The organism is Streptomyces sp. UNOC14_S4 (assembly GCF_020740835.1).
In the GTDB taxonomy this organism is placed as follows: Bacteria; Actinomycetota; Actinomycetes; order Streptomycetales; family Streptomycetaceae; genus Streptomyces.
Map to the genome: position 1 here is coordinate 1 of NZ_JAINFC010000095.1, position 18,667 is coordinate 18,667.

12 protein-coding genes are annotated in these 18,667 nt (G+C 71.6%); 5 read left to right on the top strand and 7 right to left on the bottom strand.

The annotated features are described in order from the left end of the window. The 4 genes from K6I34_RS38630 to K6I34_RS11655 all read right to left on the bottom strand — a co-directional run. Positions 1-777, bottom strand: a 777-nt coding sequence (locus tag K6I34_RS38630; protein ID WP_229324971.1) for a metallopeptidase TldD-related protein, incomplete at its 3' end; no start/stop codon positions are given. Then, positions 774-2,867 (bottom strand): B12-binding domain-containing radical SAM protein, encoded by a 2,094-nt coding sequence (locus tag K6I34_RS11645; protein WP_229324973.1) that lies wholly within the window; start codon positions 2,865-2,867, stop codon positions 774-776. The genes K6I34_RS38630 and K6I34_RS11645, both read right to left, overlap by 4 nt. Further along, positions 2,864-4,189: a radical SAM/SPASM domain-containing protein gene (locus tag K6I34_RS11650; protein WP_229324975.1), complete on the bottom strand. Its 1,326-nt coding sequence runs from the start codon at positions 4,187-4,189 to the stop codon at positions 2,864-2,866. The genes K6I34_RS11645 and K6I34_RS11650 overlap by 4 nt, the downstream gene beginning before the upstream one ends. A 195-nt stretch (positions 4,190-4,384) precedes the next feature. Beyond that, entirely contained in the window at positions 4,385-4,882 is a 498-nt protein-coding gene (locus K6I34_RS11655) for a nuclear transport factor 2 family protein (protein ID WP_229324977.1), read from the bottom strand. 582 nt (positions 4,883-5,464) lie between these two features. Between K6I34_RS11655 and K6I34_RS11660 the strand changes: the two genes are divergently transcribed. Beyond that, positions 5,465-7,147, top strand: a complete 1,683-nt coding sequence (locus K6I34_RS11660) for a bifunctional 3'-5' exonuclease/DNA polymerase (protein ID WP_229324979.1) — start codon at positions 5,465-5,467, stop codon at positions 7,145-7,147. A gap of 95 nt (positions 7,148-7,242) precedes the next feature. Further along, positions 7,243-8,031, top strand: coding sequence for a 3-hydroxybutyrate dehydrogenase (locus K6I34_RS11665; protein WP_229324981.1), 789 nt, complete (start codon positions 7,243-7,245; stop codon positions 8,029-8,031). Positions 8,032-8,055: 24 nt separating this feature from the next. Here K6I34_RS11665 and K6I34_RS11670 read toward each other — a convergent pair whose 3' ends face one another. Then, positions 8,056-9,618: a trypsin-like peptidase domain-containing protein gene (locus K6I34_RS11670; RefSeq protein ID WP_229324983.1), complete on the bottom strand. Its 1,563-nt coding sequence runs from the start codon at positions 9,616-9,618 to the stop codon at positions 8,056-8,058. Positions 9,619-9,870: 252 nt separating this feature from the next. Continuing rightward, positions 9,871-11,196 (bottom strand): threonine--tRNA ligase, encoded by a 1,326-nt coding sequence (gene thrS / locus K6I34_RS11675; protein WP_374230894.1) that lies wholly within the window; start codon positions 11,194-11,196, stop codon positions 9,871-9,873. A 283-nt stretch (positions 11,197-11,479) separates the two neighbouring features. On the opposite strand from thrS, the gene K6I34_RS11680 reads away from it, so the two are divergent. Next, positions 11,480-13,951, top strand: a complete 2,472-nt coding sequence (locus K6I34_RS11680; protein WP_275127038.1) for an ATP-dependent Clp protease ATP-binding subunit — start codon at positions 11,480-11,482, stop codon at positions 13,949-13,951. A gap of 72 nt (positions 13,952-14,023) precedes the next feature. Here the strand turns inward: K6I34_RS11680 and K6I34_RS11685 are convergent, their stop codons facing one another. Further along, positions 14,024-16,963: a BTAD domain-containing putative transcriptional regulator gene (locus tag K6I34_RS11685; protein WP_229324987.1), complete on the bottom strand. Its 2,940-nt coding sequence runs from the start codon at positions 16,961-16,963 to the stop codon at positions 14,024-14,026. A 165-nt stretch (positions 16,964-17,128) separates the two neighbouring features. Between K6I34_RS11685 and K6I34_RS11690 the strand changes: the two genes are divergently transcribed. Further along, on the top strand, positions 17,129-17,479 hold the full coding sequence (locus tag K6I34_RS11690) for a hypothetical protein (RefSeq protein WP_229324989.1): 351 nt from the start codon (positions 17,129-17,131) through the stop codon (positions 17,477-17,479). Positions 17,480-17,600: 121 nt separating this feature from the next. Beyond that, a complete protein-coding gene (locus tag K6I34_RS11695; protein ID WP_229324991.1) occupies positions 17,601-18,488 on the top strand; it encodes a hypothetical protein in 888 nt (295 codons plus the stop codon). The last annotated feature ends 179 nt before the right edge of the window (positions 18,489-18,667 follow it).

The window sequence follows — 18,667 nt, forward strand, 5'->3', positions numbered from 1 at the left end:
GAGTGCCCGGACCCCGTCGTCGTCGGCCTCGTAGCGGCTCGGACCGCCGTCGGCCAGCGGATCGTCGTCCAGGGAGATCCGCTCGTCGGCGATGCGGCACCCCAGCCGATGGTCCAGCGTGGGGGACCCGTACGGCGCCGCCTCCGCGAAGTGGCCCGCCGCCTCGTGCAGCAGGACACCGGCCGCCTGCGGCGACAGGACCGCCGCGTGGTCACCGGCCTCGACCGGCCCGGCCTCGCCGACCGCGCGGCACAGCCACTCCGTCCGCTCGGCCCACGCGGCATCGGCCACGTGCGCGAGCGCGGGGCCCCGGCCGCTCCTGCCCACGGGGACGCGGCGCCCGCCGGGCAGCGTCACGTCACCGGTGAGGGACCAGACGCGGCGCTCCTGGAGGGACGGTCCGGTCACGCGGTACGGCCCGTCGACGGCCCGCACCGCCGAGACGGCCGTGCAGCACAGCTCGGCCGCGCCGCCGAAACGGGCGTGCAACGTGCGGAAGGCGGCACGGACCGCCTCGTCCTCCTCCAGCGGCCCCGGCTCAGGGAGTTCGGGGAGTCGCGACGGCCACGGGCCGGGCACGTCACCGGAGAAGACCTGGCAGCCGCGCTCGTTCCCGTAGCCGTTCCCGTAGGCGATACGGCCGCCGTGGAAGGCCGTGCTCCGGGAGCTCACCGTGCCGTCCGGGGCGAGCGTCGTCACACGGCCGACGGCCCGTTCGCAGCGCACCGTCGCGTCCGCCAGGGCGCCGGCCGTGTCCCGCGGGGCCTCAGCGGTCACCCCTTCGCCCCGTTCGCAGCGGATCCCTTCGCGGAAGACCCGTTGACGGGTGGGGCCGCCGGTCCGTTCGGCGAGGCCGTCAGCAGCAGCCCGCGGCCCGCGAGCGACCGGACGAGTTCCAGGCCGCGGTCCAGCGCGCTCTCGGGATCGGCACGGGCCTCGTCCGCCAGGGCCGCCGTGATGATCTCGCGCGCCGTGGAGCGGCCGTCCGCGCGCTCCAGCAGGCCGCGCGAGGCCGGGCCGAGCTGGAGCGTCTCGATCGTGTCGGCGGACGTCCTGCGCGTCACCACATAACTGCCGCCGTTCACCGGCGGCCCGGCGGGCCCGTCCCCGCCCCTGAGGATCTCCTGGAGGTCGTACGGGAACTCGGCGCTCAGGTAGTCGCCCGCCCGGAGCCGCGAGTCCAGGTCGACCGTTGACGCAGGGGCCGCCGGGACCACCGGGGTCACCGGCGGCAGCGCCGCCGCGTCGAGCCGCAGCATCTCGTAGCGCACGAGCGCCGCCGCCCTGCTGTGCTCGATACCGAGCCTGCGTATCTCCTCCGACGCGAACACCAGCAGGTCACGGGCCTCGCACTGGTGCGGGAAGCGGGTGCCCGGCGCGTGCCGCGCGTTGTACGCGGCGATCCACGGCACCCACCGCTCGTACCAGTCAAGCGGCGAGTCGTAGTGGGCGAGCAGGTGCGGCCACAGCGAGGCCAGGACCACGACGTGGCCGGAGAGTTCCTCGGCGGCGTCCACCAGCGCTTCGTCCAGCTCGGGCGTGGCGAAGCGGTAGTCGGTGCAGAACAGGTCCTTGTGCTCCCGCCGGTACTGCTGGATCTGCGCCATCCTGCTCTCGGCGACCGGTATGTCGTAGTACTCGGCGGGCCGGTCCAGCGAGGACTCGTACTGGCGGAAGAGCGGCGACTGGTGCAGCGGCACGAGCGTGAACAGCTGGCTGCGGCCCTGTCCCTCCTCCAGGAACTGGAAGAAGCGCCCCAGCGTCTGCCCCAGCGTCTCCCGGGTCTCGGCCGGGTAGCCGATGATGAAGCCGGTCACCGGACGGATGCCCGCCGCCTTCGTCTCCCGCACGACCTCCAGCGACCGGTCCAGGTCCAGGTTCTTCCTGATCCAGCGCTGCATCTCCGGGGCGCCGCTCTCGATGCCGTAGTAGATCTCGTCGCAGCCCGCGGCGCTCATCTTCTCCAGCAGCGGCGCGTCGATCAGGTCCGTCCGCGTGCTGCACCCCCACGTCACGCCCAGGTCACGGGCGATCAGCGCGTCGCAGAACCGGTGCGCCCACGGCCGGTCGCAGGTGAAGATGTCGTGCGAGAAGTTGATGCTCGTCCGGCCGAACGCGTCCCGGACGTATTCCATCTGCCGGATGATGTCGTCGACGGGCCGCATCCGGTACTTGCGCTCCCAGAAGGGCGCGGTGGCGCAGAACGAGCAGCGGAACGGGCAGCCGCGGCCGATGTCCAGATAGAGCCGGGCGCCCCGGGACATGTCGTAGGCGTAGTACGCGGGCCACGGCAACTCCGCCAGGTCCCGCACCAGCGGCCGGTCGTCGTTGCGGACGACAGTGCCGCCGCGCCGGTGGGTGAGCCCCAGGACACCCGTGGGGTCGCGGTCGGCGTACAGGCACTCCAGCAGCTCGTTGAAGGTGTGCTCGCCCTCGCCGCGCACGACGAAGTCGGCCCAGGGGAAGCGTTCCAGGAACGTCTCGCTCATCGGGGTGACGGCCGGTCCGCCCAGGCAGATGCGGGTGCCGGGGGAGCGCCTGCGCAGGGCCTGGCCCAGCAGCACGGTGTGCACGAGGGAGTCCGCGTCGGTCATCAGGCCGACGAGCGAGTCCCCGGCGCCGAGCACGGCCTCGGCGAGGCTGTCGTACAGGGTGTCGTCGTTGGCGACCTCTTTGTCGAGCAGCAGCTGATTGGTCTCGACGACCCGGATGTCGGCGGGCACCCCGGCGGCGTCCGCGGCGGCCTTGAGCGACAGCAGGCCGACGGGCACGAAGTTCTGCATCGGAGGCGGGTCGCCGGGCGCGGTCTGCAGCGTCATGCCGCCGTGGTTGAGATGCAGACTGCTGGCGAGACCGACCTTCATCATGAGGCATCTCCGTGGGTCCCGGGGCGGCGCAGCTCGACCCGTGGCTCGGTCATGATGCGTTGGCGGAAGAGCTCCTCACGGCGCAGGATGCTGCGCCGCTGGAACTCCGAGGTGCCGCAGCCGTCGAACGTGCCGTTGAGGATGCTCGACTGGCTCGGGCACCGCCCCGTGCAGAAGTACTTGTCGTCGTTGATCGGGCAGCCCTCGCACGTGGAGCGGAAGTTGTCCCAGGTGATCTTCCGGACCAGCCAGTCGGGGCTGTCCCACACGTCGGCGAACGGCGAGGTCTGCACATTCCCTCCGCACAGCACCTTGTTGCCCGCGCACGTGCTGCACGGGAAGACGTCCCCGGCCGAGTTCACGTAGCACACGCCGCGGCCGCTCATGCAGCGCCTGCTCGCGAAGACCATGGTGTAGAGGAAGTCGAGGACCTTCCCGGCGCACAGGCCCAGTGTCCGGTCCTTCTCCCGGCACCACGCCTCCTCCTCGATCCAGAACTGCGCGGTGCGTTCGACGTCGTGCAGGGTGCTGGCGATGTCCTGGTGCAGGGCGCCGCGGCCCATGGGGATGAAGGGGACGCTGCGCAGGCTGACGTCGTTGTCCCGGGCCCAGCCGACGATGGTCGCGAGGTCGCGGGTGTTCTCGTGGGTCGTGGTCGTCATGACGCTGGTGTTGAAGCCGCGGTCGCGCAGCTCGGTCAGTTTCCGGGTGACGTAGTCGAACTCGCCCTCGTTGCGGTACTTCCCCATCCCGTGCAGTCCGTCGATGCTCATGCTGATGATCAGGTCGTCCTGGGGGAGCCGCGAGACCAGCCGCTCGGTCAGCGGGATGCCGTTGGTCGCGATGCCGATGACGAAGCCCAGGTCGTGGGCGTACCGCACGATGGTGAGGAAGTCGGGGTGCACGGTGGGCTCGCCGCCGGTGACGATGAGGGAGAAGACCCCGGCCTCCGCCCACTCGTCGAGCAGCCGCAGGATGCGCTCCGTGGACAGCTCGGAGCTGCGTGCCCTGCCGCCCTCGACGAAGCAGTGCGGGCAGCGGAGGTTGCAGGTCCTGGTGATTTCCAGCCAGGCCATCGCGGGCGCCCGGAAATGGAAGTCCGTCTCCAGCGAGAGCCGTTCCACCAGATGCCCGGAACACCGCTCGGGTGATTCCCCGGCCCACAGCAACGGTTCGACGGCGTCGTCGTAAAGGGCGATCGTGCCGTCGGGGAACGCGGCCAGCCAGCCGAAGTTCTCCTGGCGGAAGCGGATCAGCGGGCGTGTTCTGGGCGGGAGCCGCCGGGCATATTCGTCCGTGCAGGGCGCCAGGTGCTGGAACAACGTACGCCTCCCAAAGGGACTGCCTGCGGGGCGTGTCCGGAGCGCGGCCAAGGCAAAAAGGTCGGCAAAAAGGACAGGAAGGTCGGGAAAGGGTCGGTGAAAATCCCGGAGAAATTCCGGGCCCGAATGGACCGGGGCCCCCGCGGTGGAGAGCGAGGGCCCCGGCGGGACCTGACGGGCTGCTTGCCCGGTGCTCTACTTCGGTGTGCCGACCGTCGCCGCGGCGGTGGCCGTGCGCTCCTCGAGCACCGAGATCTCCTCGGCCCCCTTCGCCGGGGACTCGGGTGCGCCCGGCATGTCCTGCGGCGAGATGTGCAGGTGGGAGATGCGCAGCTCGCCGTGCGTGTCCCTGGTCACCACGAGGGTCTCGCGGGTGTACTGCTGCACGTCGTCCACGGCCACGTGGCAGTGCAGGCTCACGAGTGCGGCGTCGCCCAGAAGGCGGATCTCGGGCGACAGGAGCTGGCTGCGGCGCGCGGTGCCCTTGGGGAGGGAGAACATCCGCTGGAATTCCTCGCGGCTGTCGATCCGGGTCGGCGACGACAGGACGAAGAACGTCGCGTCGTGCGCGAAGAGGCCGAAGTAGGCCGGGTCCGAGCTGTCGTACGTCGAGCTGTACTTCGCCAGTAATTGCTGGACGGATTCCTTGGTGACGGCGCCCGCGCGTGTGGACGGAGCAGAAGCGGTGGTCATGGGAAAATTCCCCCTTCTTGATCTGTTTCCGCGAATTTCCTCGCCAGGCCGGCCGCGGTGACCGATCGCCGCGGCCGCTTCGAAATCAAGAAATCAATAGACCAGGACTGGCAGCGCCATCTTTTCCACGTTCTACAGCAGGCGTGAAAGGGTGTCAATGTCTCAATGGGGGTGGCATATTTCGGCCGCCGCGGTCGGCGTCGGGTTTTCGGACACCGGGCCGGGCCCCGGATTCCGGGTCCGGGACGCGGGCGGCCGAGGGCGGTCGGAGTGCGGCCGGAGCCCTCCGCCATGGCCCGGCGCCCCGCGTGACCGGCGGCTCGTCCCCCCGGCGCGCGTCGTGGATCTCGCGCGCGGAGCGTGCGCGACGGCGCTTGTTCCGGCTCCCGCGCGCTCCCGTGAATGGCGCGAACCCTGCGGCGGGTCGCCCGTGGGGCAGGGCCCCCTCTGCGCCGCCCGGTGCCGCCGGTGGCCGGTAGCCGTGGGGGAACGATGGAACACGGCGTACGCACGTGACACCCGGGCCCGCGTCGGCGGCGTCGCCGGACGGCATTGTCAGACCCCGGTGCGAGACTCGGCAGCGTGCGATGGGCAGTGGCTGATGCGGGTGACGGGGGAGTCCGGCTGTGCCCGCTCGACGACGCGGGGCAGGCGGCAGGCCCCGTGGTCGTGGAGCGGAGCCTGGCGGAGGCGGTGCGCGCCCGTCCGGACGCCGGACGATGGGTGTGGCGCTCCACGGCGCGGTGGTACGGGCAGCTGCTCGAAGCGGGCCTCCGCGTCGAGCGCTGCCACGACGTGGAGGCCGCCGAGGCGCTGCTCATCGGGTACGAGGAGGGCCAGGCCGGCCAGCCGCGCTCGCTCGCCGCGGCGTGGGCGCGGCTGCGCGGGCTGCCCGTGCCCGCGGACCCGCCACCTCGCTCCGCCGACGCGCAGCCCTCCCTCTTCGAGCCGGGCCCTGTCCCGCTGCCGCCGGGCACGGACGAGCTCCAGGCCCTGCTGGAGGTCCACGCCGGGCAGCTCGCCCGCACCAAGGACACCGAGCACCCCGGCAGGATGCGGCTGCTCACCGCCGCCGAGTCGGCCGGGACGCTCGTCGCCGCGGAGATGGGCGCCACCGGTGTGCCCTGGCGCGCCGACATCCACCGCGGGCTGCTGACCGACCTGCTCGGGGAGCGCTACCCCGGCGGCCAGGAGACCCGCCGCCTGGCCGAGCTCGCCGCGGAGGTGTCCCGTGCCTTCGGCGAGGACGACGGCGCCCACCCCGTACGGCCCGACCTCCCCGCCGACATCATCAGGGCCTTCGCCCGCCAGGGCATCGCCCTGTCCTCGACCCGGGCCTGGGAGCTGCGCAGGATCGACCACCCCGCCGTCCCCGCCCTGCTGGAGTACAAGAAGCTCTACCGCCTGCACACGGCCCACGGCTGGGCCTGGCTCCAGTCCTGGGTGCGCGACGGTCGCTTCCGCCCCGAGTACCTGCCGAGCGGCGCGGTCTCCGGCCGGTGGACCACCAACGGCGGCGGCGCGCTGCAGATCCCCAAGGTCGTCAGGCGGGCCGTCGTCGCGGACCCCGGCTGGCGGCTGGTCGTCGCCGACGCCGACCAGATCGAACCCCGCGTCCTGGCCGCGGTCTCCCGCGACCCCGGGCTCATGGACGTCGCGGGCAGCGGCCGCGACCTCTACGCAGACCTGGCCGCGCGCGCCTTCTCCGGCGACCGCGACCGGGCCAAGCTCGCCCTGCTCGGCGCCATCTACGGCCAGACCTCCGGCGACGGCCTGCGGAACCTGGCCGATCTGCGCCGCCGCTTCCCCCGCGCCGTCGCCCACGTCGACGACGCGGCCCGCGCGGGCGAGGAGGGACGGCTCGTGCGGACCTGGCTCGGCCGCACCTGCCCGCCCGTGTCGACCGCGCTCCCCGACGAGGCCGGTCTGCCCCAGGAAGAGTCCGCCGCCGCGTACGGCAGCAGCCCGGGCGCCCGGGCCCGGGGCCGGTTCACGCGCAACTTCGTCGTCCAGGGCAGCGCCGCCGACTGGGCCCTGATCGTGCTCGCGACGCTCCGGCAGGATCTCGCGGGCCTGCGGGCGGAGCTCGTCTTCTTCCAGCACGACGAGGTGATCGTCCACTGCCCGGAGGAGGAGGCGCCCGCCGTGGCCGAGGCCATCCGCACCGCGGGGGACCGCGCCGGGCGCCTCGCCTTCGGTGACACGCCCGCGCGCTTCCCGTTCACCACCGCGGTCGTCGAGTGCTACGCGGACGCCAAGGCGTAACGGTTCGCCCCTCCCCGGCCGCCCGTGCCCGCCCATGGCCGCCCGTGGTCGCCAGGCCATTGGCCATGGACCTGATGCCCCGTAAGGTGCCGCACATGAACGGGATCGAGAACGCCACTCCGGCCGCGGCCCTGCGCGGGCGTGTCGCCCTCGTCACCGGAGCGGCGAGCGGGATCGGGGCGGCGTGCGCCCTGCGGCTCGCCGCCGCGGGGGCACAGGTGCGCGCGCTCGACCGGGACGCCGCCGGGCTCGCGGCCCTGCACGACCGTGCCCGCGGGCTGCCCGGCTCCGTCGAAGCCGTGGTCCTCGACCTCACCGACCTCGACGCGGCCGAACGGACCGCGGCGGGCACCGACATCCTCGTCAACAACGCCGGGATGCAACTCGTCCGCCCCATCGAGGACTTCCCGCCCGACGCGTTCCGGACCGTCCTCACCGTCATGCTGGAGGCCCCGTTCCGACTGCTGCGGGGCGCGCTGCCGCACATGTACGCGCAGGGCTGGGGCCGCGTGGTCAACATCAGCTCCGTGCACGGGCTGCGGGCCTCCGCCTACAAGTCGGCCTACGTCACCGCCAAGCACGGCCTGGAGGGGCTCTCCAAGGTCGCCGCCCTCGAAGGGGCGCCGCACGGGGTCACGTCCAACTGCGTGAGCCCCGGCTATGTGCGCACCCCGCTCGTCGAGCGGCAACTGGCCGACCAGGCCGCGGCACACGGCGTCCCGGAGGAGCGGGTGCTCTCCGAGATCCTCCTCGCGGACTCCGCGCTCAAGCGGCTCATCGAGCCCGACGAGGTCGCCGAGGCCGTCGCCTACCTCTGCGGACCGTACACCTCGTCCGTCACCGGCACCACGCTGACGATGGACGGCGGCTGGACGGCCCACTGACGGCCCGAATGGACAGCCCTGGCCTCACCCGATGACGCGCGAGACCGGCGCCGTCGGATTGTCCGCGTTGTCGTAGCCGATGGCGCAGTACGTCCACGGCCCCTCGGACGCCTTGAGGCTCGCGGGGATGCCGAGGAAGTAGCGATAGCCCTCCGGGTCGGCGCAGTTCGTGGTCGCCTTCGGCCCGTACTTGACCTTGTACGCCGAGATCTCCCACGGCTGGTACACAGGGCGCACCCAGAAGGTGGCGTCCGCCCCTTCGCCGAAGTTCTGCACGTCGATCGTGGCGGGAACGGTGGGCGGGGTGTTGTCGACGCGGGCGTACGCGTACGACGGGTGCGCGAGGGACTTCTCCCAGGCGGCACCCCGCAGGTCGGCGCTCGGACCACCGGCCGCGCACAGGACGTAGAGGTTGTCCTTCTTGGGCAGCGGCTCGGCATGGTCGAGCCCGGCGGCCGTCAGCTGCCGCGGCTTGCCGTACCCCTCGGGCCTGGTGCAGTCGACGGCGCCGAACGGGCCGCTCTTGACGGCGACGTAGGTGTGCTGCTGCTTCTTGCCCTGTGCGATGTGCGCGTCCCAGCGGGCGGGACCGTCCGCCGTCGCGCTGCGCGTCTGCTTCCCGGACGCGGTGACCGCGACCTGCTCGCCCAGGTCCAGCCGGCAGCCCGCCTTGTCCGGCTTCAGGCCGGTGGCGTCCAGGCACGAGGCGACCGCGCCCACGGGCGTGGCGTAGACGGTGTCGTCCTTGGGCACCACGAGCCCGGACGCGCTGCCCTCGCACGGGCGGCCCAGGCCGCAGCCGAGGTAGCCGGGCGTGGTCACGGTGTTGAGCAGGCCCACCACACGGTCGCCGTTCGCGGCGGTCACGACGCCGCCCGAGGAACCGCCGCTGATGCCGAGGCAGTCGGTCCGGGTGAAGCCCCGCCACAGCCAGGTGCTCTCGTGCAGGGCCACCGAGGTGCCGGTGACCTTGCACTCGGACAGGCGCAGGAACTGCTCGCCGGACTCGACGCCGTCGGTCGGCGCGTGCGCCGCCTGCAGGGCCGTGCCCTGCCCGGGCGGCTCGGCGGCGAGCGTACGCGGCAGCACGTTCAGCTTCGCCAGCTCCCCGTACGTGGCGGACAGCCGGAGCACCGAGACGTCGATGTCCTTCATGGTGGCGTAGGAGACGCGCTCCACGGTGAACGTGCGCTGCTCCGCCGTGTCGTCGTGGAAGTACGCCGGGGTGAAGGTGAAGCCCTCGGGCGCGGCCTCGTCGAGGACGACGTCGTTCGTGCCCAGCATGTCGTCGACGCAGTGCCCGTTGCTCAGGATCAGCGCCTTCCGGGCCGGGTCCGGCTTCGCGGTGTCCGCGACGACCGTGGCCGTGCAGGTCGTACCGCCGCCACCGATCAGCCGGCCGGTGGAGCGGAACTTCTTCCCGGCGACGGAGCCGGCCCCGATGAGGGGGGCCGGGTGCTCCGCGGCCTGCGCGGGCCCCGACCCTCCCCACAGCAGGCCGGCGGTGACGACCCCGGTCGCACACGCGGCCAGGGCCGCGTGTATACGGGAGCTCCCGTGTTTCCGGGCGAGAACGGCGTCCCTCAAGACGATCCTCCGTGATCGGCGTGTCGATGAAACGCCCCGACCTTTGCAGAGTCTTTGACCGCCTACGAGCCGCCCGCGGCGGGAGGCACCCGCTTTCGGTCATGCACGCAAAGTGATCACAGAGATGCGGAATCCGATCCTTTGCGGAACGACCCGTTCAACAAGGGATGTTCGAGGGTGCCCGGATGGCTACTCCGCGTCGATCGTGGTGCCCGCATGTCGCCACGATCGACGCAAAAGCGGTGCCCGCGCTCACGCGAGGACGGTGCCGTCCCACAGTTCGGTGCTGTGGGCGTCGACGAGCGCCGCGACACCGGCCAGGACCTCACCGGCGGGCAGCGCGCCCGGACGGCGTCCGTCACGCAGACGCAGGGCGACGGCGCCGTCCGCCGCCTCCTTCGCCCCGACGACGGCCTGGTAGGGCGCGAGGCGGGCCTCGTGGACCCGGGCCCCCAGGCTGCCGCGCTCCGGCCCGACGAGCTCGGCCCGCAGCCCGAGACCGGCACAGCGCCGTACGAAGGCCTCGGCGTCCGGCACCTGTGCCTCGGCAATGGGCAGGACCGCGACCTGGACCGGGGCCAGCCAGGCGGGCAGAGCCCCGCCGTGCTGCTCGACGAGGTGGGCGACGGCACGCTCCACGCTGCCGATGACGGCGCGGTGCACCATGACCGGCCGGTGCTTCGCGCCGTCCGCGCCGATGTAGTGCAGGTCGAACCGCTCGGGCTGGTGGAAATCGACCTGCACGGTGGACAGGGTGGACTCGCGGCCCGCGTTGTCGGCGACCTGGACGTCGATCTTGGGGCCGTAGAACGCGGCCTCGCCTTCCGCCGCCTCGTACGGCAGACCGGAGCGGTCGAGGACCTCGGTCAGCAGGGCGGTGGACCGTTCCCACAGCTCGGGGGCGGCCACGTACTTCCCACCGGGGCCCGGGAGCGAGAGCCGTACACGGGCCGGGACGATGCCGAGCGCGTCGTACGCCCGGCGGATCATCTCCAGGGCGCCCAGCGCCTCGTCGGCGACCTGCTCCAGGGTGCAGAAGATGTGCGCGTCGTTCAGCTGGATGGCCCGTACGCGGGTCAGACCGCCGAGCACGCCCGACAGTTCGGAGCGGTACATGCCGCCCAGTTCGGCGATGCGCAGCGGCAGCTCGCGGTAACTGTGCGAGCGGGAACGGTAGATCACCGCGTGGTGCGGGCACAGGCTCGGCCGCAGCACGACCTGCTCGCCGCCCAGGTCCATCGGCGGGAACATGTCGTCGCTGTAGTGCGACCAGTGCCCCGAGATCTCGTACAACTCCCGTTTGCCGAGCACCGGCGAGTACACATGCCGGTAGCCCGCGCTCCGCTCCTCGCCACGGATGTACTCCTCCAGGGCGTGCCGTACGGTCGCGCCGTCGGGCAGCCAGTAGGGAAGGCCCGCGCCGATCAGCGGGTCGGTGTCGAACAGGCCCAGTTCGCGGCCGATCCTGCGGTGGTCGTGCATGGCGTCTCGTCTCCTCGCGGTCTGGGGCGAGCCGCCGGGACACGACGAAGCCCCGGGGCGTTCGCCCCGGGGCTTCGTGACTAGGACATCGGTCAGCGCGCCGGGACACTCTCCGGCGTCGTCGTCAACATCATGGTGGCGCGCTGCATGCGGGGAACCGTAGCAGGGGGCGCGGCGGTGCGCGAGATCTTTTTCGCTCGAGGCGGCTCGAAGCGGCACGCGGGGCGAGCCCCGTCGGACCCACGGGTGACGCCGCAGCTCAAGGGGCCCCTCCCGCTCTGCGGTCGCACGCCGGGTGGGCCTGGCGAACAATGGTGCCGGTACGGGCAAATCGTCTACGGTGGGCCGTCCCGGCCGTCGCGGCGCCCGCCGGACGGGGATGATCGTGGTGACAAGCTCTCCCTTCGGGTCCGGCGACCCCTTCTCCGATCTGTTCAACCGCTTCTTCGGCATGAGCCCGGCGGCCTCGCCCCCGGCCGTGCAGCGTGTACCCATCGGGCGGCTGCTCAGCGATTCCTCGCACGAACTGCTGGCGGCCGCGGGCAGCCGCGCCGCCGAGGACGGCTCCGACCTGGACACCGCGCACCTGCTGTGGGCCGCCACGCAGGTGCCCGCCGCCCGGCAGGTGCTGGAGCAGGCGGGCGCGGACCCGGACCGGCTCGCCGAGGACGTGGGCAAGAACCTGCCCACCGGCACCGGTGACGGGGAGCCCGGGCTCACCCCGGCGGCCAAACGCGCCCTGCTCGCCGCCCACGCGCGCTCCCAGGCGGCCGGCTCCTCCTACATCGGGCCGGAGCACATCCTCGCCGCCCTGCTGGAGGACCCGCGCCTGGAGGACCCGCGCTCCGGCCTGACGGGCGCTCTGGGCGCCGACGGGCACGGGCACGGGCCGGGAGCGGCGGGCGGCGCGCACAGCGGCACGCCCACGCTCGACGAGTACGGCCGCGACCTCACCGAGGAGGCCCGCGGCGGCCGCCTCGACCCCGTGGTCGGCCGCGCCGAGGAGATCGAGCAGACCGTGGAGGTCCTCTCCCGGCGGACGAAGAACAACCCCGTCCTCATCGGCGAACCGGGCGTCGGCAAGACCGCGATCGTCGAGGGCCTCGCGCAGCGGATCGTCGCCGGGGAGGTCCCCAAGGCGCTGCGCGACCGGCGCGTCGTCAGCCTCGACCTGGCCGGGCTGGTCGCCGGGTCCAAGTACCGGGGTGAGTTCGAGGAACGGCTGAAGAAGGTGATCGACGAGGTCACCGCGGCCGAGAAGAGCGTCGTCCTCTTCATCGACGAACTCCACACCGTCGTCGGGGCGGGCGCCGGTGGCGAGGGCGCGATGGACGCGGGGAACATCCTCAAGCCCGCGCTCGCCCGCGGCGACCTCAGCGTGGTCGGGGCGACCACCATCGACGAGTACCGCAAGCACATCGAGAAGGACGCCGCACTCGAACGCCGCTTCCAGCCCGTCATGGTGCCCGAACCCACCGTCGAGGAGACCGTGGAGATCCTGCGCGGCCTCCGGGACTCCTACGAGGCACACCACCAGGTCCGCTTCACCGACGAGGCGCTGGACGCGGCGGCCGCGCTCTCCGACCGCTACATCAGCGACCGCTTCCTGCCGGACAAGGCCATCGACCTGATGGACCAGGCCGGAGCACGCGTCGGCCTGCGCAACCTGGGCGAACCGGAGGGCACCGCGGACCTGGAGGAACGCCTCACCAAGCTCCGCAGGGAGAAGGACGAGGCCGTCAGCACCGAGGACTACGAGCGCGCGGGCGAGCTCAAGCAACAGATCCGGCAACTGGAGGAGGAGCTCTCGCGAGCGGGCGGGGAAGGCGGGGAACAGGAGAAAATCGGCAGCGTCACCGCCGAGGACATCGCCGAAGTCCTCTCCAGGCGCACCGGCATCCCCGTCTCCCAGCTCACCGAGACCGAGCGCGACCGGCTGATGAAGCTGGAACAGGCCCTGCACGAGCGGGTGGTGGGCCAGGAGAACGCGGTCACCGCCGTCTCCCAGGCCGTACGCCGGGGCCGCGCGGGCATGGGCGACCCCGACCGGCCCACCGGCAGCTTCCTCTTCCTCGGCCCCACCGGCGTCGGCAAGACGGAACTGGCCAAGGCGCTCGCGGAGTTCCTCTTCGGCGACGCCGACCGCATGATCCGCCTCGACATGAGCGAGTTCCAGGAGAAGCACACCGTCTCCCGCCTCGTCGGTTCCCCGCCCGGCTACGTCGGCTACGAGGAGGCCGGCCAGCTCACCGAGGCGGTGCGCCGCAAGCCGTACAGCGTGGTCCTGTTCGACGAGATCGAGAAGGCCCACCCCGACGTCTTCAACCTGCTCCTCCAGGTCCTCGACGACGGCCGCCTCACCGACGCGCAGGGCCGCACCGTCGACTTCCGGCACACCGTGGTCATCATGACCAGCAACATCGCCTCGCAGCGCATCCTGGCGCACCACGGCGAGGTCGACGAGATCAGGGACGACCTGATGAAGGACCTCCAGGCCCACTTCCGCCCGGAGTTCCTCAACCGCATCGACGAGGTCATCGTCTTCCACGCCCTCACCCGCGCCGACCTGGTCCACATCGTCGACCTCCTCCTGGACCGCAGCCGCCGTCGGCTGCACGCCCAGCAGATCGGCCTGGACGTCACCGAAGCGGCCAAGGAACTCCTCGCCAACCGCGGCTACCAGCCCGAATTCGGCGCCCGGCCGCTACGGCGCACCCTCCAGACCGAGCTCGACAACCGGCTGTCCAACATGCTGCTGGACGGGTCGCTGGATCCGGGGGATGTGGTGGTGGCGGATGCGGCGGATGGTGAGCTAAAGCTCACGGTGAAGGCCGAGGGACCGAAGACGTGAGAGAAAAGGGCGCTGGTGGAGGACCGGTGATCCCTGATCGGACGGACATCTCCGGTCAGGGACATGGCCACCTCACGGCGACGACGGTCGCGCCGGAGCCTTCGTCCGGTTGATGTCGCCGATCATCTGCCACAGCCGCAGCGCCCGCCCTCGGTGCCGGCGCGCCAGGTGGTGAACGCCGGCGGCGGCGTCCAGGTCGCCGATCAGTTGCCAGCAGGTGGCCTCGTCCTGGCGGTCGCCGTGTCGGTGGAACAGGCCCGCCGCGCGCTCCAACGCCGGGCTCGCCCGGTCCCGGTCGCCTTGACCGGCGTACACGCGGCCGACTTCCAGCAGCGTGTACGCGGCGCACCGCTCGTCGGCCAGTTTCTCGAAGGTGGCCAGCGCCTGCCCCAGGCAGCGCAGCGCCTCGTCCGGATCGCCGCGCCGATCGTGCAGCCGGCTGAACCGCCGCAGCACCACGGCCACGCGATGCCCGTCGCCCAGCGCTCCGGCCTGGCTCAAGGCCCCGTCGAACCAGAACTCCGCCTCGTCGAGCTTGCCCTGCATGAGCTTCATCACGGCCATGGAGCAGGACAGCTGTGCTTCGACGCGCCGGTCGCCCTCACCGGCCGCGATGGCCAGCGCGTGCTCGACACGTTCGAGGGCTTCGTCGTCACGGCCCTGCACCCGGCTGACCGTACCCAGCATGGCCACCGACAGTGCCTCGCCGAGCTTGTCCCCACCGTCCCGGCACAGCTCGAGGGAGGACTTCAGGGCGCGGGTGGCCCGGTCGAACTCGTCCTGGTAGATGTGCAGCTGGCCGAGACCGCGTAGCAGCACCGACGCGCCGCGCGCGTTGCCGGCGGCCTCGGCCGCGTCCAACGCGAGCCGGTGCCCGTGCTGCCAGTCCTGATAGAGACACCGGTGGTCGTAGTAGGTCGCGGCGCCGGCCGCCAGCTCCCAGGCCAACTCGTCCAGGCCCCAGTCCACGGCCAGTTTCACCGCGCCGAGCAGGTTGTCGCGTTCCGCGTCGAACCAGCCGAGCGGGTCGGCCATCAGCCGGTCCGCGACCGTATCGGGCAGCGGCCGACGCGGTGCCGAACCGGGCGCGGCGGCCAGCAGCCCGGCCGCCGGCAGTCGATCGGTGCCGCGACCGACCAGCTCGAGCCAGGCGGACAGCACCCGGACGATCGCGTCCCGCTTGTCCGCCGTCGGCAGCGGGGTGGCGATCTCCACGGCACAGGTCCTGATCAGGTCGTGCAGCCGGTAGCGCGGCTGGCCGATGGCGTCGGTGGCGGTCAGCCGTACCAGGCTGGCATCGACGAGGGTGTCCAGCACCTCCTCGGCGTCCGAGCGGTCCAGCAGCGGGCCGACCACCCAGCCAGGCAGGGTGTAGGCGCCGAGCAGCCCCAGCAGGCTCAGCGCGCGCACCGCGTCGGCCGGCAGCAGCCGTAGGCTCAGATCGACGCTGGCTCGCACGCTGAGGTCCCCGATCCTCAGCTCGGCCAGCCGCCGGGACTCGTCCTCGATCCGTTCCCGCAGCACCCGCAGCGACCAGGCCGGGCGACCCGTGAGCTTGCCGCCGGCGATCCGGATCGCCAGCGGCAGGTTGCCGCAGCAGCCGAGGATCGCGTCGGCCTCCGCCGGTTCCCGCTCGACCCGCCGCCGCCCGACAATTCCGGTGAACAACTCTCGCGCCTCTGCCGGGCTCAGCACGTCCAGGTCGATGTGCCGGGTTCCGGGAAGGTGCGTCAGCAGAGTACGGCTGGTGATCAACACGGCACAGCCGTCGGCCCCGGGCAGCAACGGCAGCACCTGACCGGCGCGACCGGCGTCGTCCAGCACCACCAGCATCCGGCGGTCCACCAGCAACGACCGGTAGAGCGCGGCCCGTTCGGACAGGCCGTTCGGGATCGCGCTGCCGGCGATCGAGAGCGCGCGCAGCGCCTCGGCCAGCATCAGCCCCGGGTCCCGCGGCTCGTCCGACGTCCCGGCGAGGTCGAGGTAGAGCTGACCGTCGGGGAAGGCGGCGCTCGCCAGCCGCGCGGCGTGTGTCACCAGACAGGACTTGCCGACACCTGGACCGCCCACGACGACGGCCACCGGGGCCCGGTTCGGCGCCGACCCGTCGAGCAATCGGGCGAGTTCGGCCAGCGCGTCGGATCGGCCCACGAAGTCGGGGACATCGAGAGGAAGCTGGCGCACCGGCATCGCCATTGCCGGACCGGCGGTCGCCGCGTCAGGACTCTCCGGAGGTGTGTCCGAGGGACTGCTTGCCGGGACCGGAACCGCCGGGACCGGAGCCGCCAGGGCGGGATCCGCGGTCAGAATGCGCTGATGCAGCGCCTGCAACGGCGGGGTGGGATCGACGCCGAGTTCGTCGGCCAGTGTCCGGCGCAGCCGCTCGTACACCTGCAGTGCCTCGCCCTGTCTTCGACACCGGTAGAGAGCGACTATCAAGTGTTCGGCGACATCCTCGTCATAGGGGTGCTCGCGGAGCAGGGCGGTCAGTTCGTCGACGACCTCCCGATGCCGCCCCAGGCCGAGTTCGATGGCCAGGCACTGTTTGTGCGTGGCCGCGCGTCTCTCGTCCAGCCGTGCCGCATCGATCTCCAGGACCCGGCTGGAGATGTCGGCCAGGGCGTTTCCACGCCAGCAGGCCAGCGCCCGCCGCAGCGCGGCAGCTGTCTCGGACGGGGCCGTGTACTGATCGGCGAGGCGCCGCCCGTGGTCGAACTCCAGCAGATCGAGCTGGTCCTGAGCCAGATGGATCTCGTAGCCGCCGCGCCGCGTGCTGATCAGGGTGCCGGGTGCTCCGCACGCGGCGAGGTTGCGGCGCAGCCCGGAGACGGCGTCCTGGACCTGACGGACAGCGGTGGCGGGCGCTTCCCCGTCCCACATCACGGCGACGAGCCGTTCCACGGTGACGGTGTTGTTGGCGTCGATCAGAAGAGCTGCCAGCATCTTGGCCTGCCGCGGTCCGTTCAACCGGACCTCGCGTCCGGTGATCCGGGCATGTAAGGGCCCCAGCACGCCGAATCTCATGCATCCCCCGGCACGTGAAGGTTGCTGCCGCCCCCGGATGACCTGGCATTAGGACGAACCTAGGACGAGCGACGGACCCGCGTCCATAGCGTCACCGTAGCGAGGCTCACCGAACGGCGGGAAGTTCCCGCGGGATCCGGAAGGAGAAGTGTCTTGAACTTGCGCAGTAAGTTTGTCGCCGGCGCCTTTGCCGGAGCCGTGGTACTCGCGGGTGTCGCGGCAGTCACCCCTGCCAGCGCGATCGCCAACGTCGGCTGCAACAACAACACCCTGCATGAGTGGAGCCACACCCACGACTACTGCTATGCCGGTGCCGGTGACGGCTGGGCGAACATCTCGGAGGTGTGGGCGACGAGCTCGGGGAACAGCGGGAGTGTGACCGACATCAGCGTGCACGGGGTCAACTACAGCGTCCCCTTGAGCGCGGGGATGAGCATCAACTACGAGCAGAAGTACGGGAGCTGGGGGAACGTGTACGGGGTTCACATCAGGTACATCCCGTAGCGGATCGCTGCCGGCGCGAGCCTCCGGCGACCGCCGGCAGCGATATCCACGACGTGCTGTGTCACGGGACCTGCTGAGATGAGCCAAGATGAGAAACACGGGTGGAGCAGTTGTCGGGCTCGTGGCGCTGCTGCTGACCGCCGGGTGCTCGAGCCAGGCACCCCGGCCTCCTGCGCCGGCATTGGGGCCGATCCCGGAAATCACCTCGGTCGACGCCATCAGTCTGCCGATCGATTCCTACATACCCACCTCGACCCAGTTCCTGGCGTTGCAGAAGGCCGCCGACGTGGTGTCGGCGCGTTGCATGCGCGGCTACGGACTGCCGTATCACCCGCCGATCACGGAGGGGTTCGCCGACTTCGCCCGGCAGAACAGGACACGCACCGCCTTGTACGGTTTCTTCGACCTTTCCACGGCCCGCAGCAAGGGATACGCCACGCAGCTCGACAGTCCTGACGGCACGTCCAGCGGAGTGCCCTACACCATGACGGAGATGGGCGTGCTCCGCGGACAGAACGCCTCCGGAGCCACTGTGGCCACGTTCAAGGGCAAAAAGGTCCCCACCGGTGGATGCCGTCAACAGGGCATCGACGCCATCGGAGGCCCACCTCCGATACCTGCCGTTGAAGCGCTTCCCGAGGGAGGCCCCAAGATTCCCCCGGACAATCCGCACATGAAGGCGGTCAACGCACGATGGGCGGCCTGCATGAAAGGAAAAGGGTTTGTTTACCCCAACCCTTGGGCGGCATACAGCAGTCCGAAGTGGAGAGAATCTGCGGCCGGGGCACCCCCTCGGCAGACCCCTCAAGCATCGGAGGAAATCGCGACTGCCACAGCCGATGTGGAGTGCAAGCTGTCCACCAACCTGGTCGGCGTCGCCGTAGCCGTCGAGATCGCCTACGACCGTCAGTACATTGAGGCGCACACGGCTCGACTCGCCACATTCAGGCAGCGGCTCGGCGACCAACTGCGCGCGGCCGCGCGACTGACAGGATCCAGCCCGGCTTGACTCTGCTGGGAATCTTGGCGTTCCCCGGTGCGGCAGCGTGACGGGGGGCGGCCGTCGGGCGGTCAGTGGACGCAGATGTGGGGGGTCGCGGCGCCTGTGGCCGGGGGCTTGCTCGCGGCGGCGGCGCGCGCCACGTCGCCCAGCAGGCGCAGGCGTTCCACGCGGTCCAGATAGCGGCC